Source organism: Metasolibacillus fluoroglycofenilyticus (genome assembly GCF_003049645.1).
In the GTDB taxonomy this organism is placed as follows: domain Bacteria; phylum Bacillota; class Bacilli; order Bacillales_A; family Planococcaceae; genus Metasolibacillus; species Metasolibacillus fluoroglycofenilyticus.
Window position 1 is genome coordinate 221,929 of the sequence record NZ_PYWK01000002.1, and the last position, 25,653, is coordinate 247,581.

Here is a 25,653-nt window from a genome sequence, read left to right on the forward strand (position 1 = left end):
TTCGTCACCTCTTTATTTTGATATAAATCAGTACACCAACATTGAATAAAAAGAATATTAAAATAAACGGCAAAGATAATAAATACCCTAAGAACAATACGTATGGCTGTGTAAAGAACATCATCATTGTTCCAACAAACCAACTCATTAAAAGAATTAAAAATAAAATTAACGCTGGCATACGTTCATTTAAGTAATAAAAAATGCTTAAGAGAAACATATAAAAAATCATATTCACTAAAGAGTATAAATTGCTATCCTGCAAAAATTGAATAAACTCAAACATAAATAATGCGGCTAAAATAACAGGAAGCAGGGCAGCTATAAAAATTGGAAGCTGTATCTTTTTTCGTTGATAAACTAATCGTAAAATGCTTCCTATAATTGCAAAATAAAACGAAGTTGAATCAGCTGGATAGGCCAAAACAGCAAGAGGGTCTTTTATAAAAAGTGGGAAATTCATTATTATTTTTCCTATCCACATAAAAATAATAAAATTCATTAAAAAATTAATAACTTCCTCCGATTGTTGTTTCTTTTCCTCTTTATTAGATGAACTTAGCCAATAATAAAGAATTAGACCTGCAACAACGCTAAAGAAAATAGTAGCTATAGAAATAAGCTTTACAAAGATAGCCATTTGTCACCTCCAGCCTATACGTTAATATATAAATATGAAAATTTGATGAAAGCCCCTCAAAAAGGAAAACACGGGGTAATTTCTATTCCCCGTGTTCTTGGTCGTACATTCGAATTGCATTAACTATATCATCCATTATTTGTTCATCCATTGAGCCAATTATTTTTTGGAAAATTCGTCCTTCAGCATCTAAAATATAGCTCGTCGGTATCGTCATAATTTCGTACATTATCCCGACATTCCCTTTCTCGTCTAGTAATACAGGAAATGTTAATCCATAATCTTGCACAAATTGTTCAATCGCTCGTTGTCCCGAATCAAGATTCGTAAGGTTAACAGCAATTATTTCTATGTCATTCTCTTTATTTTTTTCATAAAAACTTTGCATATGCGGCATTTCTTCCCTACATGGCGGACACCAACTGGCCCAGAAGTTTAAAATCACGATTTTTCCTTTGAAGTCGGAAAGATTAACAGTTGCTCCAGTCAAATCTGATAATTCAAAGCTTGGGGCAACTTCAATTTTGGGTGTAGTTTGGCTAGATTCTATAAAGCTAGCTTCAGCCAAATCATCAGATGTATCTTTAGAAGGCTCATCCAAGATTTCTTGTTCACTCGATACTTCAGTTTCCAGCATCTCTTCTTTTAATAAAAAGTCGAAAATTGCATAGCAACCTAATAATACTATGATTACGAGAGGGAAATACTTTTTAATCATAAGCATCCCCCTCTCCATAAGCTGGCTTAGTTTGAATGCTATAAGTAACATTTACAGAATCAATAATCGTTTGCAGCATCCCGCAATTTTTTATTACTAGCTGTTCAATTTTCTCTAATTGTTCCTTTGCAATAACATTTTCAAATGTAATATATGCTGTAATTTTAATGGACTCAATTCGATTTGCTATATCAGGATTCCGATTTCCTTCTGCTTGAAAAGACACATTTGTAAATGCTATCCGTTTTTTTTGAAGTAATTTTACAAGTAATGCACCGCTGCACGTAACTAAAGATGTTACCATTAATTCATAAGGCTTATACCCCTTCAAACTATTTGGCGACGCATATAAATTACCAAATTCTAAATACCCTACTAAACAATCATTTTCAAAGCTAAATTTCATTTTCACATCTCCCTTCTTCTGTAGTATGGAATGGAAATGTGAAAATTTCGTTAAAATCTAACTTCTTTCAGCAATATTTTTTTGCGACGAGTAATCGCAGGAGCACATATTTTTTTGCGACGAGTAATCGCAGGAGCACATATTTTTTTCTGGTAGTAAGGCGAAGTTTCCCCCCACTCTATAGGTAGTAAGATGACTGCATTCCTTAAGCCCATTTCAGCAGGTGTCCAAACACTCCGGCATGTCATCAATTCATATGTCTACTGTAATAAAGGAAGTTATTTAAAATTAATAACAGGAGCTTTAAATAGATTTGATATGTATCCATGAATTACAGCAACAGGTAAAAAAATAATAATGCTCATCAGCATTTTTATTTCATAAAATAAATTGGTCTTTTCAATCTTTCTACCTTTCATCCGACTTCTAAATGCGCTTATTGCAATTCCGTATATATTTCCGGCCATTATTGCACGAATTGCTCCCAAAATGCCTAATGCCTTTTCTGTTCCATAGACTTTCACTAGATGATTCCATGCTTCCCTAGTAGGATTCCCTCTCGTATCTGCATAATGCTGCGCAAAAATAATCGCCGTCATTTCCTGTTCAGAAATCCCATCCGTATCCCCTGAAAGAAGCATTTTTATTTCTGTATTGCTCATACCTTGTTCTAAAGCATATTTTGTATGTGCATATGAACAAATCTCACAGCCATTCACTTCTGTTACAGCCAGCATAATCCTTTCAATAAAATGTGAGGACAGCTCATTGTTCTTTTTATTGTTTTTCATATATTTGAATGTTCTTAGTCCTTTATAAAGAGCAGTATAAAATTCATTTACGTCATAAATTTTTTTATAAAGTTCCTGTTCTACTATTTTCATCTCCTCCTATATAAAAGATTAAAATCAACTCTATTCAGTCGAGTTCATTTTCTCAACTGAATAAAGTTGAATTTTTCAATCATTTTAGTTGTTGTTTACCGATTACGACCTATACTAAGATTAATTTTTTAATGCCTTCATAATATTATTTGGGTCATAGCCTACAAACCATTGACCATTCACTTCCGTCTGAGGAACACCCATTTGTCCTGTTGTGTTTAAAAGCTTTTGCACAATGTCGGGTTTCGTCTCAACATTCACCTCTTCAAATGCAATATTTTGTTCAGACAAAAAGTTTTTTAACATGACACAATACGGACATCTTGTTGTTGTATAAACCGTTACTGTATTCAATTTCATCTCTCCTCAACTAATATTTGTAGCCATTTTCACACCAAAAATTAATTGGTTTCCTATGTCCACTTCATACCTACAGGGGTATAAAAATTACTAAAAAAATAAATAGAAACTCCATTTATTAAAGTAGGTATTATTTATTTTACCCATACCCCTACCAGTATATTAGTTGATAAAAAAATGTATGTCAACTGAAAAAACTTATCTACTTTTTACAGGGAAATTAATGGCTTATTGCTTGTACTTCTAAAGGTGTAGCAGGAGCAAATAAGAATTACACATACAACGCAAAAAATAGCGTCCTAAAAGCCCTGTATAGCTAACATTTTAGACGCCACTGGTAGTGTTTCTTCAATTAAAATAACAAGAGGGTTCTTTGAAAATGCAAAAAAACAATGAGTTTAGAGGATTTTCTTCCGAGTCAAAGTAAAAAAGTAAATTTTCATTGCGCTCTCAAAAAGGTATGCACATTTTAGGCAACCATCGCTTCACTATTAAATACTCGCTAAAACCATTGCACCTATCGCTTTGCAATTGTCACTATCCCTGCCGCAAAGGGGACGCCTCAAAATGACTGTTAAGACGTCCCCTTTCTTATAATTAATTATATTTTTAACGTTTCTTTAACATATTGTTTCACTTGCTCGGAAGTTTGCATTGTCAAAGCCGTTTCTACAAGTTGCTTCATTTTCGCTTGCGAAAGCTGATTGATTTGCTTTCTTGCTTTTAGCATGGACGGTGCACTCATCGAAAATTCATCTAATCCCAATCCAAGCAATAACGGAATAGCAATTGAATCTCCAGCCATTTCTCCACACATGCCTGCCCATTTTTTATGAGCATGTGCCGCATCGATGACCATTTTAATTAATCTCAAAATAGCCGGATGATACGGCTGATATAAATGGGCAACAGACTCGTTCATTCTGTCTGCAGCCATCGTATATTGAATTAAATCATTTGTGCCAACACTGAAAAAGTCCACTTCCTGTGCAAATTGGTCTGCTAATACTGCTGTCGAAGGGATTTCTACCATAATGCCAATTTCTATATCCTCTGATACAAATATTCCTTCTTGGTGAAGCAGTTCTTTTTCTTCTTGTAGTAGCCCCTTTGCCTCTCTAAATTCCTCTAAAGTTGCAATCATTGGAAACATGATTTTCAAATTTCCAAAATTACTTGCACGCAATAATGCACGCAGTTGCGTTCTGAAAATCGTCTGTTCCTCTAGACAAAGTCGAATTGCTCGAAAACCAAGAAATGGATTCATTTCCTCAGGTAAATCTAAATATGGAAGGTGTTTATCCCCCCCAATATCCAATGTCCGAACAACAACTGGCTTATCTCCCATTTGTTCAAGCACTTGTTTATATGCTTGAAATTGCTCTTCCTCAGTTGGCAATGAATCTCGCTCCATATACAAAAACTCCGTACGATACAGTCCGATTCCTTCTCCGCCGTTTTCAAGTACGCCTGCTACATCTTTTGGCGTCCCGATGTTTGCCGCTACTTCAACATGTATGCCATCCTGTGTAATTGTTTGCTTATTTTTAAGCAATAAAAGCGCCTGTTTCTCAGCTTCTTGCTCGCTTCTTTTCGCTTTGTAGCGCTCAATCACATCAGCGTCAGGATTAATGATGACCTCGCCATTATCTCCATCGACAATTATTAAATCCCCTGGCTTAATAGTAGCTGTTACACTTTTTGTGCCAACAACCGCAGGGATTTCTAAAGAGCGAGCCATAATCGCGGAATGTGATGTGCGGCCGCCCATATTTGTTGTGAACCCTTTGGCGAATGCTCTATTTAGCTGCGCTGTGTCCGATGGTGCTAAATCTTCTGCAACGATAATGACTTCCTCATCGATTAATCCAAGATTCGGAATTTCTACATTCAACAGCTTGGCGATTACTCGCTTTGTAACATCGCGAATATCCGCCGCTCGCTCACGCATATACTCGTTGTCAAGCTGTTCAAACATAATGATAAATGTATCGGCAGTTTCCTGCAAAGCCGCTTCTGCATTCATTGCTTTATCGTTTATTTTCCCTTCAACAGCTCCTAATAATTCAGGGTCACTGAGCACGAGTAAATGTGCATCAAAAATAGCAGCGTTTTCGGACCCTAAATCAATTTCCGCCCGCTTACGAATTTTTTCTAACTCTAATTTTGCTGCATTTACTGCCTCATAAAATTTAGTGACCTCAGCTTCTTTACTTCCTATAGTCGTTTTCGTAATCGTTAAATCTGGTTCTATCATTAAAAATGCTTTACCGATAGCAACGCCACCAGATGCAGCAATTCCTTTTAAATTTCCTATCATAGCTCAATAATTCCTTCTGATTTAAGGTAGCTTTCTATTGCCTCTACTGCTTCCTGCTGGTCAGTTCCTTCGGCAAATATAGAAATGCTTGCTCCTTGCCCTATACCAAGAGACATAACACCAAGAATCGATTTTAAATTCACTTTTTTCTCTTTATACTCCATGAAAATATCTGAAACATATTTTGAAGCGATTTGAACAATTCCTGATGCTGGTCTAGCGTGAATTCCTGATTCCGCTATTACTGTGTATGTGTGATTTGCCATAAGTATCCGCTCCCTTAAATCGTTTAATTTTTCTTAAAAGACATGTCATCATACTGTTTGTGAATCATTTTAAAAAGCCCTGTATCCGGCTGTAAACTCGTAGCTTTTTCAATTGCAAATTCGATACCTTTTTGTTCAATCATTTTCTGTATTTCATTCGCCTCTGCATCTTCTTTAAAATCATAATGTAAGGCTGCGGCTATTCCTTTCGTTAAATACTCTGGAATATCGTCGAACATTTCTACATATTTAATTGCAGGACGTACAAGTCTGTCATTGTTTTTAAGCTTACGCATTGGTGAACGCCCTACCCTTGTCGTGTCATCCGAAATATATGGGTTAGCGAAACGACCGATAATCTTTTGTACATATGCCGCATGCACCTTTTCATCAAAGGAGTAGGCTGCAATCAAATATCTGCCTGTTTCCTGCAAAACACGTTCAATGATTTCTCTTATTTCAGCATTTGCAAGCGCCTCATGCATATTGCGAATCCCAGCTAAATAACCAAAATAAGCCACAACAGCATGTCCTGTATTGACAGTGAACAATTTACGCTCGATAAATGGCTCTAAGTCTTGAACAAATGTAACTCCTTGAATTTGAGGAGTAGCTCCATTTATCTCGGACTCATCCACAACCCACTCATAGAACGGCTCTACTGTTACTGCTAGCTTATCTGCATTTGTTTGGTTTGGAACAATTCGGTCCACTGCCGCATTTGGAAAGCTAAAGTATATGTCGAATTGGACTTTTTCGTCATTCGTCAACCCTTCATATACCTTTTCCTTTAAAAAAGCACTACCACCAATCATATTTTCACATGCAATGATTGTTAAAGGTGTTTTATATTGCGTAAGGCGTTTTTTTAAGCCCTTCGCAATTAATCCTGCAATTAATGGAAGAATGTTAGCTCCTACCGCAGCAGTGACAATATCTGCATTTGCAATCTCATCAACGACAAGCTCAGGGTTTTTTAAACTATTAATCGCATGAACATTTTCGACTAGTAGCTCGTCCCCTGAAGCTTCTGCAAGCTTTACAGTATATTGATGCTTATTATTTAATAAATCAACAATCTCTTCATTCACGTCTACAAAGCAAGTTTTATAGCCCGATTGATGTAGCAATAAGCCGATAAAGCCTCTCCCGATATTTCCAGCACCAAAATGAACAGCCTTCATATTAGTTCACTCCTTCGAAAAAGGAAAGGATGTCCTTCGCTGAAGTAGCGCTCACAATCTTCTCTACATTCTCTACTTCCGAAACAGCAATTGCGATATTCGATAAAATATCTAAATGGTCATCGCCTTTACCAGCAATACCAAAAATCAATTTCACGATGTTACCATCCCCAAAATCTACACCTTCTGGCACTTGAATAATTGAAATGCCCGATTCCTTCACTTCTTTTTTAGCATCATCTGTACCATGTGGAATTGCTACAAAATTGCCCATAAACGTGGATAGTGATTCTTCTCTTTCTAACATTTTTTCGATATAGTCTGTTCCTACATAGCCACGATCTACTAAAATTTGCCCTGCTAAACGAATTGCCTCCTCCTTTGTTGCTAATTGTTGATTAAGTAAAATATTTTCTTCTACTAAAATTGATAATGCCATTATAAAACGCCTCCATTAATTGATGTTTTCCCTGATGAATCGTTCAAATTCTGTTGCCAAAAATGAATGAATTTCAGATTGTTCACCTGTTTCAAATAATTGTGTGCTTTGTTCATTTTGAATGATTAATGTACTGATGAAACTTAGTACCTCTAAACCAGCCTTCCCAAAGGTTTCAGGTGAAAGTAATATTAGTAGTGTGTCCACCTTCACGTCATTTCCATCCATTCCTCTTATCCAAATAGCGGATTCAAGTTTATGAACAGTAAACGATGGTTTGTGAACATATTTGCTACGTGTATGATATAATGCAAGTCTCGTACCGGGGATACCGATGCCACCATTCTTTTCCCTTTCCAGCAATGCGCCTACAATCATATCTTTTTCTGCAATCACTTGGCGCTCCTCCAGCAATGCACAAATTTCTTGTATATAGCAGCGCGCTGTCGTCTGCTCCTTTAACACCGAAAACTGAAAATTGCTTAAAACGGTTAGTATTACTTCAGAATATCCACCAAGCCTTTGCATTTTTTCTGTTAATGCATCTACAGTTACTGGACTTTCCTTTACAATCGAAGGAGTTTTTTGGACAAGCATTTTCCTTCTTGCATACAGCTGGACTTGGTCAATCTCCTCGGCAGTTAAAAATGGGTTCACCATAATATATTCTCTGTGGAAATCCTGCAAGTAAATCGTCGAAATAATAAGGTCTCTATCTGTAATCGTCGTTGCTAGTTTATTTAACTCGAATATAGAAATATTAGAGACCTCCGTTATCTCTGGAATTTCACGCAATAGCCGAGATGCCAATAATTTAGAGGTTCCTATTCCACTTGAACATATTACATAAGCCTTTAAATCTCCCTTGCTTAATACCTCGATTAAAACAGACCCAAAATGCATAACCAAATAGCCAATCTCCTCTTTAGGAACTTGTAATTTCGGAAACACCTTTTTCACAGCTATCTCAACTTGAACAAACAAATCACTATAATTCGATTGAATTTCTTCTAGTAAAGGATTTACTATCCCCATATTTTGTTCAATACGGTGGATTGCAGGCTTTAAATGTGTTACTAACCCTTCCAAAAGGGATGTATGATTAGATAAATGGAAGCCTGTCTGCTCCTCCATCTCCTCTATAAGCTTTTTTGTCTGCCTATACAATTCGATATTAGTAGCGGCAACTAGTCCCCCTTCTTGCTGACGTAGCTTAGAGCCTTGAAGATGCATCATAATATACCCAACTTCCGCCTCTGGTATATCTACTTGGAAACAATCCTCTAGCATACTAATAATGCTTTTAGCGATAGGGTACTCTGGTTCAAGTGCTATTTGCTTTAAATATGCCTTATCAATCGTAATATTTTCGCCCTGCAATATACGTTCAATGGCTAAGGCGAGATGAACAATTAGCCCCACATAGGCACTATCTGTCATAGACAAAGCAAAATCTGGATATAAATCCTTCATCGCTTCTTCAATTATGCCTAATTTCTCCCTATCAACAAGCTGTATGAGTCTTTCCGAAATAGGGTCCTCATACGTATCTGATTTTTGATGGATTTTTTCTTTTATTAAGGAAAATAAGCCCTCTTCCTTTAAGGTTTTGGATAATGCGTAACTAATTGCCCTGCGCTTTGCATTTTCCGTCCCTGATAGCTCTACTCCATACCCTCTTTTTTTCAATATAGAAAGCTGTACTGGACGTAGCTGCTCCTCTAGTTTCGTGAGATCTGCACTAACCGTTGAAATGGAAACGCCCAAATCTTTGGAAAGAGAATAGAGCTTAACTGGTTCTGTCGCTTCATACAAAATACAGAGGATTAGTGTTAATCTTTCCTCTAATGTATATTCCCGTTGCGTGAATTTTTTAAGCTGCTGCGCCAATTCTTGCTTTTTTTGTTCTTTCCCAATGATTTGAACCCCAACGCCTGATTTTCTAATTAGTTTAAGCTGATAGGAATCTAAAATGCTTTGAATATTACTTAAATCTCGTTGGATTGTTCGTGAGCTCACATCAATTTTTTCCGATAATTCTTTAATCGTTATTTCCTCTTGTTCCACAATCAATGCTTCAATAATCATTTTTTCTCTGCTCGAAATAAACGTAATCAACACCTCATTTCTAACAATCCAATATCATTGGTAAAGGAGCGGAAACGGCTCCGTTATGATGAAATGCAAAGAATGGGAACGTCCAAAAAGCGTGCAAAGCACTGCCTTCCGGACACCCCCTCCTTCAAATATGTTTTACTTCTTTAATTGTTCTATTAGCTCATCATATCTCGGGCTATTTAGGAAATTCTCAACAGAAATATGGTGTGCATTTGGCACTTGTTCTTTCGCACGATGTGTCAAATCCTTATGCGTGATAACTACTTCTGCATCTGCTGGAAGGTTACTAACAGACGTATTCGTTACTGTTACATCTAGCCCCTCTTTTTTCATTTTATTTCTTAAAATAGACGCCCCCATCGCACTTGACCCCATGCCTGCATCACAAGCAAAGATTACATGTTTTGTATTAGCAAGAGAAATTTCCTGAACAGCACCAGTTGCCGGCTGAATAAGCTCTGCCGCTCTGCTCTCTTTTCCTTTGAGTGCAGAAGTTTTTTCTGTTGCCTTTTGTAAATCGCCATCCTCTACATCTTTAGATGCTTTCAGAATAAGTGAAGCAATCAAGAAGGAAACTGCAGTTGCGACGATTACCCCTAATAAAACGCCAATATGATTGCCTTTTGGCGTTAATGCCAATATCGAGAATATACTTCCTGGTGACGGTGCTGCAACAAGACCTGCATTGAATAATTGCAATGTGAAGACACCTGATGCTCCACCAGCGATTGCCGCTAAAAGTAAGTACGGCTTCATTAAAATATAAGGGAAATAAATTTCATGAATCCCACCTAGGAAGTGAATAATCGCTGCCCCAGGTGCAGTTTGTTTTGCTGTCCCTTTTCCAAAGAACATAAACGCTAGTAATATCCCAAGACCAGGTCCCGGGTTTGCCTCTAATAAGAATAGAATGGACTTCCCTGCCTCTGAAGCTTGTTCAATTCCAAGTGGTCCTAATATTCCGTGGTTAATCGCATTATTTAAGAATAATACCTTTGCTGGTTCTATGAAAATACTCGCAAGTGGCAAGAATCCTGCATCGAAAATAAATTGTACGCCAGCCGCAAGGAAATTAGTTAATGCATTAACAGCCGGACCGATTAATTTGTAGGCAATTAGCGTTAAAATACCACCGATAATACCAGCGGAAAAGTTATTAACAAGCATTTCAAAGCCTGCTTTAATTTTCCCTTCAACTAACTTATCAAACTGCTTAATCGCCCATCCACCTAAAGGACCGACAATCATCGCACCAAGGAACATCGGAATATCTGCCCCAACGATTACCCCCATCGTTACGGTAGCTCCGACTACTCCTCCTCGCAAACCATGAACAAGTCTACCACCAGTAAACCCTATTAAAATTGGCAGTAAATAATTAATCATTGGACCGACTAGCTCAGCAAAATCTGCATTCGGAGCCCATCCCGTTTCAATAAATAAAGCAGTTATAAGTCCCCATGCAATAAACGCACCGATATTCGGCATAATCATACCACTTAAAAAACTACCAAAACGTTGTACTTTCACCTTGAATCCCGAACGCTCTTGTTGTTCTGTACTCATTTTTGAACCTCCCCTTTTGATTTTTTAACATTGTCTTGTTGTCTAACATATTAAAGCGTTTACATTGATTATTCAATAAAATGAAAACGCTATCATGTCATCTTTAATTACGACAAAATTGAAGTTGTGGAGTTGAAAATGCATGAGAATTAAGGGTTTTACTTTGTATTTCCGTGGGATTAGGTGCTCGGGTTTTTATGAATGAGGAGGAATAGATTTCTCTGTAATTGATTGTTTACTTAGTGAATCTTTCTTACTTTGGATAATTCAATAATTGTTTGTGGTAATTCAATTCGTACCCTAGCAGCTTCCCAAAAATACAACTTTCATTTAATGGAGGAATATTTCTACGCTAATTATGAAGGGAGGCCATTCGCTTGATTTTTGTGCGAAATGAGGACTTTTAATAGTGGTGGACACACAACAGTATTTTCTAACTACACTTTGGCAATGCCGTTAGTATAGCCATAAAAATCAGTTATTTTACAATTCACTTTTATTAACTCAAGTATGCCTCATCCCTCGAAAGTAAATTAAATAAAATCACCTTTCAGGGAATGAGCTATTTCAAACAGTTTACCCGTCATTTTTTTAATTGTTTGTCACTTTATTTTTGATAATAGTTATTTCTATTCACTTATCTAATGCTTCACTTGCATCTAAAATTTCAAACACGCTATATTAAAGACCTTGGTTAATCAAAAAATAAATAATTGGAATCAATTAATATCCCCTACATAAATTGTAGCTTTTCCGCTGTCAAAATAAGATATTAAATGTGCTCTTAGTGCTTGTGGATATAATTTATATTCTAATAAATCGTTAAGCGGTAACCATTCAACAGCTATTTGCCCCTTATCCGGATTGCTTCCATTAATAATTGTATTATGATGAACATGACACAAAAACATAAATTCTGTTTGATGTGCCTGAGCATGACGCGCGGCAAACTCATGATTTTTTCCAATATATTCACGTACAAAGATTAGTTCTCCAATTTCAACTTCCACACTTAATTCTTCTTTACATTCCCTTTCTAAAGCTTGGTGTAAATTTTCACCATGCTCTTGGCCACCACCCGGCAAAATATAATATGTACCACCATTTTCTTGTATCTTTATAGCCAATAATTTCTTGTCCTTCACTATTATTGCTTTTGCTGAATTTCTTATGCGCATTTTTAATTTCCTCCTTATGAAATTTTAAATTCCCCTCCTAATCAAGGCGGGGACCACCATTTGAGGCGAGCTTGTGACACGCCCCGTATTTCAATTCACTCTCTCCATACAGAGAGAGACGATAGGAAACGAGCCTTTACAATGGGGGGAATTTGATTTCAATCCACTCTCTCCATACAGAGAGAGACGTCGCAAAGTCATAATCTCTTTGTTTTTTTCGATTTCAATCCACTCTCTCCATACAGAGAGAGACCTTTAATAATTGATTCTGGATGTTTACCTGTCATTTCAATCCACTCTCTCCATACAGAGAGAGACAAAGCGGCAGCTACAGCAATTCCTTCATTCCCTATTTCAATCCACTCTCTCCATACAGAGAGAGACTTTAATGCGGCAGCACAAAAAGAGGTGTTTAACATTTCAATCCACTCTCTCCATACAGAGAGAGACAGCGAAAATGAACAAAAAATCATCCATCTTCGCAAAAAAGTACTCTTTCTAAAAATAAGCTAAAACTAAACTCCTAGTCGACTTAACAAAACACCATATAATCAAACTAAAATTTGGTGCGAGTCCTCTAGGGTTTTCATGGGAGCTTGGCATTCGCACTCAACTATAATATTAGCACATCTTCTACTTCAATCGTTTCCTTTGCACCGATATGCTCTACTTTTGATTTATAATTATTACCCAGTTGATAAAAACGTAAGCTATCTTCGGTTTCATCAATTAAATTAACTAAACGCAATTTCAGTTGCTTAAACTGTGTTGCATCTACTACACATTCAAAAACAGAATTTTGAACTCGCACACCGTAATTTTCGCATTCTTTTGCAACTTTACGCAACCGCTTGCGTCCTGCGGCTGTTTTTGTGACAACATCATAGGTAACTAAAATTAACAAACCAATCCCTCATTTCCATAAAAACGGTGGATACTCTTCCAAATCACCGCGCAAATGACGGGCTAGTAACATAGCCTGTGCATGCGGAACTAGCCCCCAATTTATTTTTTCTTTCAAAAAAGGATGTGTTAATGTTTCCTGTTTCCGTTCTTGCCAAGCCTGTAAAAATTTTTTTCGACCTTCATCTGTAAGTAGAACAGCGCCATCTTCTTTTCTTATAAAATCTTTTTCATCTAACATCTTCTTATTTATCACCTTTAATACGAAACGATCAGCTATGACACCGCGCAACTCCTCCATTACATCGAGTGCGAGAGATGCACGACCTGGTCGGTCTCGATGTAAAAAGCCTACGTATGCATCGAGCCCTACCGTTTCAAGGGCAGCAGAAACATCCTTTGCTAATAAAGTATAAATAAATGATAATAAAGCATTTATATTATCTGTTGGCGGGCGTCTATTTCTCGTTTTGAAATAAAAAGCTTCTTTTTGTTGTAAAATCATTTGGTCGAATAATCCAAAATATGCACTCGCTGCCTGTCCCTCTAAACCTCGCAATAACTCCAAGTCTTCACAAGCTAATATTTTCTTTAAATCCTCCAACAAGCGCTCTGAAACTTGTTTGAAAGCTGGAACGTCAATTCGTAGCGGGTTATCACGTGTCGCCCGCTCCAATATCCACTTTTGATTGGCCACTTTAGCGAAGATAAAATTTCGAGCAATTTTGGCACTTGCGATTTCACTATCTGATATTCGATATTGTGTCTTTCGCAGCACTACATTTCCCTTGCTTTCTCCTATGACACGTGCTAAAAACTTGCCGTGCGCATTCAAAAATGTCAGAGATACATTTTTTTCAGCACATGCATGCATTAACATCGGGCTTGCACCTGCATAACCAAATGTGCAGATTGCCTCCAAATTATGAAGTGGAATTCGTCCTAAAACGTCTTCCTCTTGGGAAACTACGACTGTTTCCCCTTTCAATGTCAAATACACATTAGACGTTGTAATAAACAATGTATTCAGCAGTTTTCTCATACTAGATACCTTCTCATATATGACTTCACATCTTGTTTTTCATTCAATATCGGCATGCATAAATTTTCGAGCGAGCAGCTTTTACAATGCTTGCCCATCTTTACTTTTGGCGTATGCTGGCGTGTAAAATAATGATGCATTTGTTTAAATAATTGGCGTACTTCCTCCTTATGTGCCTCGGTAATTTGAATTTCTTCACGACGCTTTATTTCATCATAAAAGAAATAGCCGACAGGTACCTCACAAGCGAGCATTTCTTCTAGGCACATTGCTTGTGCCACGAGCTGCATAATATCCTCTTCCTCCTTTTTAGGCTTGCCACGCTTATACTCTACTGGTACAACACGAAACTTTCCGACTTCATTTATAAGCGAGATGCCCGCTGGGTCTTGAATAAATTCCACCACATCGCAAATACCTGTCGTCCTTAATTCATGTGACTTTACGGGCATTGCACGCACAATTAATTTATCGAGACGCTTTTCGCGAATAAAAGGTTGGTCGACCTTTTGATGAACATATTGCCCTTCAATCGTACGTACATTTTCCTCCCATTGTTGCTCGACATGGATTAATGCCCATTGCCGCGCACAAAAGCGAAAATGCTGAATACCCGATAGCATCAAATAATCTTCTTCATTAATGCCCATCGAAGACATATGCCTCTAACCCTTCTAACGTCGCTATTTCAATTACAGGTTTTGATGCCTCGGCAGTCACCTTAACAGAATTATGCACTTTTGCTGCGGAATATTGACCGAGCTTTGAATTATGCTCCCACCAAATGACCTTTATTACTTCTAAAGAGCCTTCTGGTCGTGCGGAAGATGCATCGTTTTCAAATAATGAAATGAGCGCTTCTTTTAACTTCTGAGCGTCTTCGTACGTAAATCCTGTTTTTTCAGCGAGCTGTGTATTAATACTACCAACGAATTTATATATACCATGGTCAACTCGATGCTTCATCCCCATCGTATCAGAGCCTTTTTTATCACCCGTTACAGAGTTCACTGATTTTGTAATTTGCATACTTGTAATAGTGATAGGCTCAATACTAATAGCTGGATGAATCGAGACAGGGCCACGTACCCCAACAGATAATGAATCTCCCTTGAATGCAAACACTTGTCCAAAAGCACGTACATCATACCAAGTTTGAGCAGCGATTAATGCAAATGTATCTGCATTCCCTTTTTTATCTTTTTTAATTTTTTGTAATTCTGCCACAGATTCTGCGCGATCATTTAGCGATTTAAACCCATCATTGGCACGGTCATCCGATTGAACAAAAATAGCTTCGCCCATATCTTGTAAACGATTGCGAATTTTACGCTTTATCGCCACATCTGAAACCTCTCCATAGCCCTCAAAATTTTGACGTGGACGATTCCCGTTTAAAGGGTCTCCATTTGGATTGGCATTTGTTACTGAAAAAATAACGGCAAAATCAATTTTACGATCTAATGTAGTCATTCTGTCATTTCCCCTTCCTTATCCTTTTTCGTGTATAAGTCTTGACGTTGACTATAGTAACCTAGTAAATAGCGTCCGCTTAACGCAGTGTCATTAAATTGCTCAATCGGTATTTCCGATGCAATTTTATCGATTAAGCTTGTATAATAATTTGCCTTGTCTCGCAGCTTCATTTGGTATGGCTGAAGATTTTTCTGAATTGTCAGCCACGTGCGCAATGGATTCGCTTGAAAAGCACTTAAATAACGCAGCGCATTTGTCGCCCTGTTCTCCTCTTTTCCTAATGCACGACGTTCGAGCACATCAGCAACCGCCAACATCCGACCAAACAAATAATCACGATCCTTGCAATTTGTATCTAATGCCACTGTAAAGCCCTCCTGTTCATATGTTTTTCTCGTTAAAGAACATGCAACGGTCAGCGCTTGCTCCCATTCCCAGCTCTCACTATAAAACTGTGGATTAGACGCCCGTACAATCGCACTGCGCACAATATCAATTGGAATCTTTCGATCATCCAACACACATGGAATTAAGCGCTCCATAACACCTTTGACAACCTTATCGCTTGGGCGTGGTCCATAGGCTGCATGTGCAATTGTATAAAAGGATGGTGCACCGTAAAAATGAATCCATTCATTATCCTTTTTACGTGTTTGACGCCAGCTCGCTTTAGTATGCCAATCTGCCAATTGGTCGAAATATAACTGAATATCGTATTCTCGATAATAAAGCACAGCCAGTCGCCCGGGCGTAGCTGCATCAATTGTTAAAATATACACTTTTTCCCCTTTACTTTCCTCTAGCTGGATATTACGTGAAAGCCCTGCAAGCAATGCCCCATATTGCTTCGCTAATTGCGTCTTTAATATATCCTTATTTTCTACTGCTTCAAATAAATCAAAATCCTTCGTCCAATCAATTTCCTGTTCAAATAAATCATCCGACATAACTGGGATATCTAACTGTGCCGTCCCCCATACTAAAAACACACGGCCGTCAATCGTTTTCCCCTGTTTTTCAATAAGCCATTTCAGCGCATTATGTGCTTTTTGCGATGCATCATAGCTTATATTCGCGGCTTCCAAACTTGAAGTGAACCTTCCACGATATGTAAAGCCCGCTGCATCATTTGCAGAAATTAGCTTCGCTTTATCACCTGAATTACGCAATTTATTCGGATGACGTTCAATCCGCGGTATTTGCTCACCTGTTACATAACATAAATCTTTTTCTTTCAGTAGCGTATTATAATAATTAATAAACAATGAGAAAATTTCCTGATTGCGCCAAATTGGAATGACAATCTCGCCCGGTATATGCACATTGAAACGAACAAATGCAGCTTCTTGCTCAGAAGCAACCACACTAAAAATTTTCGGGCGCTCACTTTGCTCTCCTGTCCATTTTTTCATTAGCAAACCTTGACTATCTGTATGCAAAACTCCTGCCCTTACTAAATCCTCAATAACCGTTTCTTTTTTAACATAACGATAAATTGCTTCAATATATGGATGGCTATAAGATGAAGTGCACCAGCCCGCAAGCTGCGTAATATATGCATCATAAGCGGCCGCTTTCTTCTCATCAGCCTCGACAAATTTTTTATAATCTCCCGCCACAAACATTAGCTTGTCATGCAGAAAATGCGGAACATAGTTTTGGCCCGATCTTGAGCCAGATTCCTCTGTGAAAGGAAGTACCGTGCTTTCTTTATCAAGCACGTAGGCATCATAAAAGTTTCCTTCTAAATCAACTAACACTTCAATATGCGCCGTTTGTGTCGTGTGTGAAATCGGTAGCAGCATATATTCCGCAGATTGCCCGTTGCGGAAATCCTTTCGCTGTGGCTTCCCAACTTCATCTAAATTCTCATCGTATGTCCTATACAAAGCTTGTAAATAACTCATTCTTTCACCTCCAATTGCTGTGCCAATAAATCGACTGATTCCACAGATTCGCCTAATTTGAAAGATTTCGGCTCCATCGCATGTAATGGGCGAACATATGGACATGCTTCGGGTTTAATAAATTGAATAATCCCCTTTTTCATAATCGGATGCCATAGCCTCGTTTCCAATTGATTTCTGCCCGTTTCATCTGGATAGTTTAAACCGTGCACCATCAGTCCAAAATGCATCTCGTCAATACCATCATAAAAGCCTTCCTCAGAATTAAATTCGCATGGCTCTACATAGCCTTGACATTCCCTCGTACCAAGAAAAATATCTCTACGTCCCCCTGCATTAACACAGCGCTTCGCAATATTATGATGCTTATGCTCATTAAAATCTTCCTTCAAATCTTGGCGTTGCTCATTAAAAATAAAATGTGCCCTCACTTGGTACTCGACATCCCGCAAATAACTATAGTTAGCAAGTGTATTACCACCTGATAAGTTAATTGGGCGCACACCTTTTGACTCCATGCGAATCGCCTTCATAACGCGCACCTCATCAATAATCCAAATAATGGATGGCTTCCAGTAAATCGACTCTGTTATTCCAACAAGTGCCTGATACGTTGGTATTTGCGTCGTCATTTTTTCGCCACCAAGCTTCATTAACGGGTCTGTAAATAATGCATAATCACCTCTAACAACATACTCGATTTGATTTCGAACTTTTGTCATTTGCTCACCTCCTCAAAGTGTTAATATATTTAAGCCTGCTTCTCCACTGACTGAAAGACCATATTCTTCATCATAGGCATTTTCCATCGCAAGCCAAATTTTAAATGTACCAAAGTCTACCGGGCGAATAAGCTGTTCCTGTTGAAGCGCTCTAAACTCATGCGGGAAAACATTGACCGAAAATTGCTGCGCTTTCTTTAAAAATACTTTATAATCAACTGGCTCGTGACTTGCCAACTGAGCAATTACCTCCTCACCTTCGCCATATGGTACAAGAATAGCTTCTGTATTTGCTTCAATCACTTCAAAATGCTTTGCAGCAGTATCGAAGCTTTGTGATAAAACAACGTCTAATTTCCTTAATCGCTTTACATCGTTCGTAAACAATAATTGATGTAAAGTTTTATCTAAATTTCGCACTGGAAAATCTAGCTCTAGTGCAAGGTTTTCATAATACTGTTTAAAATAAAATTCAATCGCGGGGGAGGATAATAGTTCACCTTCAAATAAATTTCTTTCCTCAATATCCCGCAGTAAATGACTAGCACAGCGCTGTCCCTTTTCAATGGTCGGAAGCTTCGACAACACTTCCTCCGCATGCTTGAATACATAGACATTACGCTGCTGCACTTCCCCATTGCGATTACAGCGACCCGCAGCTTGTGCGATGGAATCTACACCTGCTAATGAACGCATAACACATTCAAAACTTACGTCTACGCCGGCTTCTATTAATTGGGTGCTCATACAAAGCACTAGCTTCCCTGCCTTTAAGTTCTTAGTCATTTGCTTTAGCTTTTCTTTTCGATGAGCTGGACACATGCCCGTACTCAAATGATAGACATAAGGTAAATCTTTAAATTTCTCATATAAATTTTTTGTTGTTTTTTTATTGTTAGAAATGATTAAAATACTTTTTACGTCCTCTAGCTTCTTTTCGATAAAGTCGGCAAGCTGTTCGGTATTCCATTCCAAATGCTCATCCATTCGGACAATATTTGTGCGCTTAAAAGCCTTTTCAATCCTAGGCAAATTGTCAATGATTTCTTCATTAACCTCGATTCGCTGCTCGACATATTGCAATGCCGGTTGCGTTGCCGTGCACAGTAACACCGTTGATTTTGCGTATTTTGACAAAAAATTAATCGTTTCATTGAAAAGTGATACGCATTTGACAGGTACCGACTGCACTTCATCAAAAATTAGTACTGCATTCGCCAAATTATGCATCCGCCTTAAATTACGACTCTTTCCGCTATAAAAACTGTTTAAGTATTGCACCATCGTTGTAAAAACAATCGGAGAATCCCAATTATCCTTTGCTTGATTAAGCTTACGTTGCAGCAGCATTTCTTCATATGTTTTTGCAGGACCCACATCGTCTACCACATTGCTATGATGCTCCAATACTTCATCTGTTTTCAGTAGTTCGCGGACAGCCTGCGCGTTCTGCTCGATAATGGTTGTAAATGGAATAATATAAATAATGCGTTCTTTTCCGTGCTTTATCGCATGTTCTAATGCAAAACGTAAGCTTGCGAGCGTTTTCCCACCGCCTGTTGGGATAGATAAAGAATAAATGCCAGTAGGTAAATCTGCCTTATTCGCACAATTTTCCGACATTTCTTGACGCAGTTTAGTAATTTCATTTGGAATTGCTTCCTCTTGCATCTTTTTTAAGCTACTCTCTAATTCTATTAAATATTGCTTGAACTTTTCTTGAATGGGTTGTTGGGAGGCTATCTGACTATTTTCATCAAACTCACGTGAATTCGTTCGGTCCGCGTCAATTAAACTACTATAAATGGTCATCGTTAATAATGGAGAGAATTTATATAAAATTTGCTGTAACTCATCTTTTTGAAAATGTTTTTGTAGAAAGCTTTGAAACTCTGAAGCAGCCTGCATCACGTATTTATCAAACTGTTCTTCAGGCATAACTTCATTAAAAAATCGCTCTCTAATTTGAAGCATCGGTATTTTTTCATTATCAGCTCGATTTAAAAAGGGAGAAGAATTGCCTTCACTATCAATAAAATCATGCAACTGCCCATGATGGGAATAAATAGCATTGGCAACCATTTCAATCATAACAGGCATGAAACGCGGTCCTTTATGGAACTTCTCCATCAACAACCTTCCACCAGCAGTTGAATGATTGACACTTCCTCGTCTAGGTGGCTCCTCAGGATTTGCTATCGCATCACGTAAGTATATTTGAAAATCATCGCTATACTTCCCAACATCATGTAATAATCCTGCCAAACCAAAAACCTTTGGCATCTGAAATTTCTCACCAATCGCTTCACATATTTGCTGCACTTCACATAAATGGTCCTTTAGTAATTGCTCCACACCATCTGATTTTCTTACATGTGCAATGTACATTTACCTACCTCCCTATTAGACTTTAGATTTATTTTAACAGGGTTTTTTTCAAAGTAAACTATTTTTGGTAAATCCCCCACTATTTTAAATGATTTAATCTAAAATATTTCATAATTTAATTGTTATACTAAATATGTCGTATTTTTTCTAAATGAATTGAAAAGTATTTTAGGTTAGTCAAATTATATATGGTTAAGTAAAGGGCATCTGAAAACCATTTTTGATGCCCCTTTACGGCGTTATGCGTATTGCTTTAAACCAACTCTAACTTAGCCTGTAGAAAAATTTTGATGTTAAGTAGCTGTGGGATTTTAAAATTGATTTTGACTCTCATGGATTCACCCCCTGCTGTAATATATGCAATCTCACTTTTTAATTATATTGTCGCAACAATGCGTGGATTGAAAACTATTTTAGTATAAATGTAATTGTCTAATTCAATTAGCGAATTAGCCAATTAATGTTAAAAAGAGCATCTTAAAAGCAGACAAAACACTGCTTTCAAGACGCTCTTTTTCTTATGTCGATATTATACTTGCGAGAGGCTCAGTCCGAATGCGCCCTAACATCCGCCAACATCAGCTCCAACCAGGCTTCCTGATACGATGCCTGTTTACATTGAATGATTTGTCTCACAACAGTTGGAATAATGGTAACTTGCTCTAGCTTTGCTAATCGGTCAGCATTAAAAGCATGTAGGTTGCCTGTTGTTCGCTGTGCAAAAATGAGAAGTCTTTCAAATTGATTATTGGGTAGACTTTTGGTAAGGACATAATAAAATCTCTTAAATAATTTGTAAACTAGGCTTTATAAATTAAAAATGGCTCTGTTTGCATACACTGCTTAGGATGATTCGGTGCTGTCTCTAGCTTTTACAACGCCTCTAACAATCGCTCAATCTCAATCGTATAGGACTTCTGTTGATAGCGAAAATGCTTTTTTATATTCATCAATCGTCAGCGCATTCGTCATATATTGTGATGCCAATAAATTATCCTATTTGACAAGTTGTGCCAATTACTGATGGAGCCGCTCATCATAACCAACAAATTGAGAAATTGAACGCAAAAGCTGCTCCACCTCCTATTTTATTCCCTACGTTCAAACCCAAGATAACGTGTCCCTTGGAAAGTGAGCTTTCCTAAATCCCCCTCCGCCAACATGCCGTACTGCGTGCCAGTTAAGGAAAATTCCGTGCGATCACCACTTTCAAATTGAAAGGTCACAAAATACCACGTTGAGGATGTGGTATGTGTATGATCATTTGTATGATGACGATTTCTCGACACATCTGTTCTTTTCGTCACAACTAAAGCTGGAACCGTAAGCTTTGGGGAATTGTTGTTTGCATTCCACTGAGAAACACCTTTCACAGCAGTAAAAATAAACATCCCAATAATGATAATAAAAACGACGAAAATAAATATAGGACCAATTGTAAACATCATATTCCCAAAAGGATCTTCATCAAAGTACATCTATTAAACCTCCTAATGTTTTTTACTATCGTCTACGCTTTAGGCGGAGGTATAGTTTCACTTTATTACTGATTATAGCAAAATAGCATTCATCGAAAAACTCTCAGAAGCTCTCTTTTGAAAATAATAAAAAGCGCCAAAAATGCCAGTAGCTGCATGACTTTTGGGACGTATCTCATCTTTTATTTCGGCAATTGCCAAATTATTTACAAAAAAATCCTCATATTGCTTCGATAATCTCCTTTTTTTCTTGAGAGCACTCGGTTTGACAAGCTCTATTTCCTTATCAATTTTTGGGGACTATGCAAAGCAAGTCTAGCTTTTATCATATGTAAAAATCACTCAATTGGAATAATAGTATCTTTAATTATTCACAAATGTTATATAATTAATTTATTATGTTGGAATCGATTAGCGAAATTACATACAGCGAAGGGGATTTAAGTTGGAAATGTTATTGGTTGGAACTATTCACTTAGGTTACACAACGGACATCAACACTTTATCTAAAGACGATACAAATAAATATAGCAATATTCATTTTGAATAGTTAGCAACGGATATTGCAAAATTTCAAGCAGATCAAATTTTTGTAGAATATCCGATTGATTTACAGAAACAATTAAATACAATTTATCACTCAACTGATTGGAATACAGACTTTAAGGAAAATGAAATTTATCAAATTGGCTTTCGATTAGCCAAAATGCTTAAGCACAATACCATTTACGCCGTTGATTGGAATGAGCAACCAGACGACTCGATTGATTTAGGACTTATTGCAAAAGGAAAATCAAAGGAAGCGTATAAAAAATAAGGGACCGTGTCAATTTCATGATTGAACAACTAACTTCCATTATTCAACAAGGTGACATAATCAAGCTATACAAATTCATTAACTCACCTGAGTACATAGTAAATGATCATAAAATATATTTAGATTTAATGCAATTAGACGATGAAATTGCCTTTGAATGGGTATCAAAATATTGGTATTACCGCAACTTACGAATCGCCCATAATATTAAAAAATCACTTAAGCCAGAAACAAAGCGAGCGATTATTTTATATGGCGCTGGACATAACTATTTGTTAAAGCAACAATTAGAGGATGATTCATCAATTACAGTGATTCAATATGGCAGCTGTCCCAAAAGCCGTGCGTAGCCGGCTTTTGGGACAGCTGTGATTGTGTTTTACAAAATATTTTCCCTTCTAATAAATAAGAAGCCCCCCTTTTTAAAAATGGGGGAAACACTGGCTTTAGCAGTATTACTCTTTAGTAAAAGAGGAGCGTTTAAAATCTTTATTTCAATGCAGTATCCAATCAAAACTAGGCGTTAACTAAAACATCATCTATAACCAATATAAGAGAATCTTAATATTGAGTTGCAACGGTGATAAACAGCTAAAAAAGCTAAATTGTTGTATATACATACAAAACTCTAGGTAAAGTTAAACTAAAAATCCATTATTCGGATAAATTTACCGCCATTTTCGGTGGGAGTATCTCGGTAAAGTTATTTTTTCTTCACATTCGAACTGTAAGCGCCAATACCCCCCACCTTCTAATGAATAGAGTACACTAAGTTAGTATGTTTTGAAATCTATTGATTCCTATGTATGGAGACGGCAGGTATTCGTTCTATAAAACAGAAAAACCTTATTAAATCAACGTTTGAAGGGCTTTTTTGAGGGTCAAAAATAGCTCTTACAAAGGAATTAATAAGGTTTTTGAAAAATGCTTACGGAGACTATTACTTTAATATAAAGCTATTCATCAGATTGTATAAAAACTACGATCTTTATATTTTTTTAATTATATCCTATAAATTTTTCTTCTACTACACTTGATTCTTTTAACATTTGATAAAGTATCGAAATATTAGAATTGGTACGATAGCCTCCAAAACGGTTTTCAGAAAATGTGAAAAAAAGGTGTCTTTTCGAACGTGAAAGTCCTACAAAAAAAGTACATGTATCTTCACCTGTTTGAGTTGCAAAACTCCAAAAAGAATTATCGTCAAATCCTACAAAAAATACAACTTCAAACTCCAATCCTTTACTTTTATGAATTGTCATTATCGGAATTGAATCGTGTCCTTCAAATGAATTAATTGCTGCGAACCAATCATTTGTTGACAAATAATATTGATATAAATACTTCGTTAAGTCCCCACGTAATTTATTGATGTAATGACCTTGTGAATACTGCGGATAATGTTTCTTAATTTTATTTAAATCATAAAAATCCACTATTTCACTTAATAGACTTGTTAACTCCTGTTGATCACTTATTCGATTTAATTTTGTTTTTGTATCCCTTAACATTATTTTAAGTTGTTTTCTCAATTTATCAATACTATTAGGGTTGTATATGCTTGATTTACCTTCAAAGAAAATCTTTGCATCCCATATGAATATCCATGCATCACTATCTTTAACATTTAAAGCAGCCTTTAATGTATTAATAATTAGCAAAACTATATCCTCTTTTAACAAATCTTGAAAGTTGACTTCATTTCGAGCCTGAATATTTATATTTTCCAATACTCCAACTATATCATCACAAAATTGTTGGACATTTTGCTTAACAATAATACAAATATCTCTAGGCGAAATTTTCATTTCATCTATTAATTGTCTTGTTTTTTCAGCAATATGTTCTGCCTCAGTTATGGAATCTTTGAAGTACCACATCTCAGCAACACCCTCATCTTCAGACCATTTAGAATTTGCAATAGGAGAAAACGGTTCATCTTGCAGATAATTATTAACTATTTTTTGTATTTCTAACAATCTAGGTGCCGATCTATGGTTCATTAAGAGCGTGTATTCCTGTGAATTAAAATCTCTTTTGTACGCATCAAATACATCTTCTTTAGCACCTGCCCAAATCATTATTCGTTGTCTGTTATCTCCAACGGCAGTAATTGATGTTTCTGAATTATGAAAACAAACTTTAACTAAAGCATATTGCACTTTTGTTGTATCTTGAAACTCATCTAAAAACACATGAGAATATGTTTTTCTTAATGATTTAAGAATCAAGGGATTAGTCTCTAAAATATGAATTGCTAAAACCGATATCATTTGAAAGCTTAAAGTTGATTTAATACCCCCATCGCCTTTAAGTAATTTGTTCCAAACGTCTTTATAAACCCCTGAGATATGCTCCACCCTTTTGCAAGTTAAATTATCAATATACTGTTTCTTCATCCTCCTACTGGATAAATTTACTCCACATTTTGAAAAGGCTCTCACAATTTCATTATCATTTGTAGCTATCTCATAATTTGGATCTGGTCTGAATTCATCGGGTAATGCGTATAAAAATCTATCTAATATGCTTTTAGCAAAAGAATCAAAAGTTTGTGATATAAATCTAGATTCACAATTTTTAGATAACCTAAGTTTTATTCTATCCTTTAAATTTATAGCTGCATCTTTTTTAAAACTTATCGCTAAAATTTTATGGGGATTTACACAACTATTTGTTTCTAATAAAAAACAAGCTTTTTGAGCTAAAAGTTCTGTTTTACCTGCTCCTGGTCCAGCAACTACTAAAGAATTCTTTAAATCTTTGAGAGCGTTTAAAGCTGCTTGCTCTAATATTAACCCTTCACTTGGTTTCCATTCAATAATTGATTTCACCATG

At 36.7% G+C, this 25,653-nt stretch carries 23 protein-coding genes and 1 CRISPR repeat array; of the genes, 2 read left to right on the plus strand and 21 right to left on the minus strand.

The window, feature by feature from the left end; all coding sequences use genetic code 11:
- Positions 1-4 precede the first annotated feature (4 nt).
- The 20 genes from C9J36_RS17425 to C9J36_RS11705 form a co-directional block, all read right to left on the minus strand.
- Positions 5-640, minus strand: a complete 636-nt coding sequence (locus C9J36_RS17425; RefSeq protein WP_201261941.1) for a hypothetical protein — start codon at positions 638-640, stop codon at positions 5-7.
- An 82-nt stretch (positions 641-722) separates the two neighbouring features.
- A complete protein-coding gene (locus C9J36_RS11615) occupies positions 723-1,358 on the minus strand; it encodes a TlpA disulfide reductase family protein (protein WP_107943233.1) in 636 nt (211 codons plus the stop codon).
- Complete coding sequence (locus C9J36_RS11620; protein WP_107943234.1) at positions 1,351-1,764, minus strand: OsmC family protein; 414 nt, start codon at positions 1,762-1,764, stop codon at positions 1,351-1,353. The genes C9J36_RS11615 and C9J36_RS11620 overlap by 8 nt, the downstream gene beginning before the upstream one ends.
- A gap of 278 nt (positions 1,765-2,042) precedes the next feature.
- Positions 2,043-2,648, minus strand: coding sequence for a carboxymuconolactone decarboxylase family protein (locus C9J36_RS11625; RefSeq protein WP_107943235.1), 606 nt, complete (start codon positions 2,646-2,648; stop codon positions 2,043-2,045).
- 120 nt (positions 2,649-2,768) lie between these two features.
- Complete coding sequence (locus tag C9J36_RS11630) at positions 2,769-3,002, minus strand: glutaredoxin family protein (protein ID WP_066166957.1); 234 nt, start codon at positions 3,000-3,002, stop codon at positions 2,769-2,771.
- Between the two features lie 607 nt (positions 3,003-3,609).
- Entirely contained in the window at positions 3,610-5,328 is a 1,719-nt protein-coding gene (gene ptsP, locus C9J36_RS11635) for a phosphoenolpyruvate--protein phosphotransferase (protein WP_235616061.1), read from the minus strand.
- Complete coding sequence (locus C9J36_RS11640) at positions 5,325-5,594, minus strand: phosphocarrier protein HPr (RefSeq protein WP_107943236.1); 270 nt, start codon at positions 5,592-5,594, stop codon at positions 5,325-5,327. Before C9J36_RS11640 ends, ptsP begins: the two co-directional genes overlap by 4 nt.
- A gap of 23 nt (positions 5,595-5,617) precedes the next feature.
- Positions 5,618-6,778 (minus strand): mannitol-1-phosphate 5-dehydrogenase, encoded by a 1,161-nt coding sequence (locus C9J36_RS11645; RefSeq protein WP_107943237.1) that lies wholly within the window; start codon positions 6,776-6,778, stop codon positions 5,618-5,620.
- A gap of 1 nt (position 6,779) precedes the next feature.
- On the minus strand, positions 6,780-7,217 hold the full coding sequence (locus C9J36_RS11650; RefSeq protein WP_066166969.1) for a PTS mannitol transporter subunit IIA: 438 nt from the start codon (positions 7,215-7,217) through the stop codon (positions 6,780-6,782).
- Positions 7,218-7,232: 15 nt separating this feature from the next.
- The gene (locus C9J36_RS11655) at positions 7,233-9,335 is read right to left on the minus strand and encodes a BglG family transcription antiterminator (protein ID WP_161956414.1); all 2,103 of its coding nucleotides are present in this window, start codon (positions 9,333-9,335) and stop codon (positions 7,233-7,235) included.
- A 135-nt stretch (positions 9,336-9,470) separates the two neighbouring features.
- The gene (locus tag C9J36_RS11660) at positions 9,471-10,901 is read right to left on the minus strand and encodes a PTS mannitol transporter subunit IIBC (protein WP_107943239.1); all 1,431 of its coding nucleotides are present in this window, start codon (positions 10,899-10,901) and stop codon (positions 9,471-9,473) included.
- A 719-nt stretch (positions 10,902-11,620) separates the two neighbouring features.
- Positions 11,621-12,079 (minus strand): NUDIX domain-containing protein, encoded by a 459-nt coding sequence (locus C9J36_RS11665; RefSeq protein ID WP_107943240.1) that lies wholly within the window; start codon positions 12,077-12,079, stop codon positions 11,621-11,623.
- An 87-nt stretch (positions 12,080-12,166) separates the two neighbouring features.
- Positions 12,167-12,529: direct repeats of the CRISPR family, unit length 33 nt; unit sequence ATTTCAATCCACTCTCTCCATACAGAGAGAGAC.
- A gap of 163 nt (positions 12,530-12,692) precedes the next feature.
- On the minus strand, positions 12,693-12,983 hold the full coding sequence (gene cas2, locus C9J36_RS11670; protein ID WP_107943241.1) for a CRISPR-associated endonuclease Cas2: 291 nt from the start codon (positions 12,981-12,983) through the stop codon (positions 12,693-12,695).
- A 9-nt stretch (positions 12,984-12,992) separates the two neighbouring features.
- Complete coding sequence (gene cas1c, locus C9J36_RS11675) at positions 12,993-14,024, minus strand: type I-C CRISPR-associated endonuclease Cas1c (protein ID WP_107943242.1); 1,032 nt, start codon at positions 14,022-14,024, stop codon at positions 12,993-12,995.
- Entirely contained in the window at positions 14,021-14,674 is a 654-nt protein-coding gene (gene cas4, locus C9J36_RS11680) for a CRISPR-associated protein Cas4 (RefSeq protein WP_107943243.1), read from the minus strand. Before cas4 ends, cas1c begins: the two co-directional genes overlap by 4 nt.
- A complete protein-coding gene (cas7c, locus tag C9J36_RS11685; protein WP_107943244.1) occupies positions 14,664-15,497 on the minus strand; it encodes a type I-C CRISPR-associated protein Cas7/Csd2 in 834 nt (277 codons plus the stop codon). The genes cas4 and cas7c overlap by 11 nt, the downstream gene beginning before the upstream one ends.
- Positions 15,494-17,407 carry a type I-C CRISPR-associated protein Cas8c/Csd1 gene (gene cas8c / locus C9J36_RS11690; RefSeq protein ID WP_107943245.1) on the minus strand — a complete coding sequence of 638 codons (1,914 nt, stop codon included), beginning with the start codon at positions 17,405-17,407 and terminating at the stop codon, positions 15,494-15,496. The genes cas7c and cas8c overlap by 4 nt, the downstream gene beginning before the upstream one ends.
- Positions 17,404-18,129: a type I-C CRISPR-associated protein Cas5c gene (gene cas5c / locus C9J36_RS11695; protein WP_066166991.1), complete on the minus strand. Its 726-nt coding sequence runs from the start codon at positions 18,127-18,129 to the stop codon at positions 17,404-17,406. The genes cas8c and cas5c overlap by 4 nt, the downstream gene beginning before the upstream one ends.
- A 12-nt stretch (positions 18,130-18,141) precedes the next feature.
- On the minus strand, positions 18,142-20,517 hold the full coding sequence (locus tag C9J36_RS11700) for a CRISPR-associated helicase/endonuclease Cas3 (protein ID WP_107943246.1): 2,376 nt from the start codon (positions 20,515-20,517) through the stop codon (positions 18,142-18,144).
- A 1,088-nt stretch (positions 20,518-21,605) separates the two neighbouring features.
- A complete protein-coding gene (locus C9J36_RS11705; protein ID WP_107943247.1) occupies positions 21,606-21,995 on the minus strand; it encodes a DUF2500 domain-containing protein in 390 nt (129 codons plus the stop codon).
- Positions 21,996-22,599: 604 nt separating this feature from the next.
- Between C9J36_RS11705 and C9J36_RS17705 the strand changes: the two genes are divergently transcribed.
- Positions 22,600-22,812, plus strand: coding sequence for a DUF5694 domain-containing protein (locus C9J36_RS17705; RefSeq protein WP_430010637.1), 213 nt, complete (start codon positions 22,600-22,602; stop codon positions 22,810-22,812).
- Positions 22,813-22,829: 17 nt separating this feature from the next.
- The gene (locus tag C9J36_RS17610) at positions 22,830-23,162 is read left to right on the plus strand and encodes a DUF5694 domain-containing protein (RefSeq protein WP_107943248.1); all 333 of its coding nucleotides are present in this window, start codon (positions 22,830-22,832) and stop codon (positions 23,160-23,162) included.
- 648 nt (positions 23,163-23,810) lie between these two features.
- Here the strand turns inward: C9J36_RS17610 and C9J36_RS11715 are convergent.
- On the minus strand, positions 23,811-25,652 hold the full coding sequence (locus tag C9J36_RS11715) for a UvrD-helicase domain-containing protein (protein WP_107943249.1): 1,842 nt from the start codon (positions 25,650-25,652) through the stop codon (positions 23,811-23,813).
- Position 25,653 lies beyond the last annotated feature (1 nt).

Bases quoted from the DNA above. Each gene is read 5' to 3' on its own strand.
- C9J36_RS17425 (WP_201261941.1), bottom strand. From the start codon at position 640: ATGGCTATCTTTGTAAAGCTTATTTCTATAGCTACTATTTTCTTTAGC.
- C9J36_RS11615 (WP_107943233.1), bottom strand. From the start codon at position 1,358: ATGATTAAAAAGTATTTCCCTCTCGTAATCATAGTATTATTAGGTTGC.
- C9J36_RS11620 (WP_107943234.1), bottom strand. From the start codon at position 1,764: ATGAAATTTAGCTTTGAAAATGATTGTTTAGTAGGGTATTTAGAATTT.
- C9J36_RS11625 (WP_107943235.1), bottom strand. From the start codon at position 2,648: ATGAAAATAGTAGAACAGGAACTTTATAAAAAAATTTATGACGTAAAT.
- ptsP (WP_235616061.1), bottom strand. From the start codon at position 5,328: ATGATAGGAAATTTAAAAGGAATTGCTGCATCTGGTGGCGTTGCTATC.
- C9J36_RS11640 (WP_107943236.1), bottom strand. From the start codon at position 5,594: ATGGCAAATCACACATACACAGTAATAGCGGAATCAGGAATTCACGCT.
- C9J36_RS11645 (WP_107943237.1), bottom strand. From the start codon at position 6,778: ATGAAGGCTGTTCATTTTGGTGCTGGAAATATCGGGAGAGGCTTTATC.
- C9J36_RS11650 (WP_066166969.1), bottom strand. From the start codon at position 7,217: ATGGCATTATCAATTTTAGTAGAAGAAAATATTTTACTTAATCAACAA.
- C9J36_RS11660 (WP_107943239.1), bottom strand. From the start codon at position 10,901: ATGAGTACAGAACAACAAGAGCGTTCGGGATTCAAGGTGAAAGTACAA.
- C9J36_RS11665 (WP_107943240.1), bottom strand. From the start codon at position 12,079: ATGCGCATAAGAAATTCAGCAAAAGCAATAATAGTGAAGGACAAGAAA.
- cas1c (WP_107943242.1), bottom strand. From the start codon at position 14,024: ATGAGAAAACTGCTGAATACATTGTTTATTACAACGTCTAATGTGTAT.
- cas4 (WP_107943243.1), bottom strand. From the start codon at position 14,674: ATGGGCATTAATGAAGAAGATTATTTGATGCTATCGGGTATTCAGCAT.
- cas7c (WP_107943244.1), bottom strand. From the start codon at position 15,497: ATGACTACATTAGATCGTAAAATTGATTTTGCCGTTATTTTTTCAGTA.
- cas8c (WP_107943245.1), bottom strand. From the start codon at position 17,407: ATGAGTTATTTACAAGCTTTGTATAGGACATACGATGAGAATTTAGAT.
- cas5c (WP_066166991.1), bottom strand. From the start codon at position 18,129: ATGACAAAAGTTCGAAATCAAATCGAGTATGTTGTTAGAGGTGATTAT.
- C9J36_RS11700 (WP_107943246.1), bottom strand. From the start codon at position 20,517: ATGTACATTGCACATGTAAGAAAATCAGATGGTGTGGAGCAATTACTA.
- C9J36_RS11705 (WP_107943247.1), bottom strand. From the start codon at position 21,995: ATGTACTTTGATGAAGATCCTTTTGGGAATATGATGTTTACAATTGGT.
- C9J36_RS17610 (WP_107943248.1), top strand. From the start codon at position 22,830: ATGATTGAACAACTAACTTCCATTATTCAACAAGGTGACATAATCAAG.
- C9J36_RS11715 (WP_107943249.1), bottom strand. From the start codon at position 25,652: ATGGTGAAATCAATTATTGAATGGAAACCAAGTGAAGGGTTAATATTA.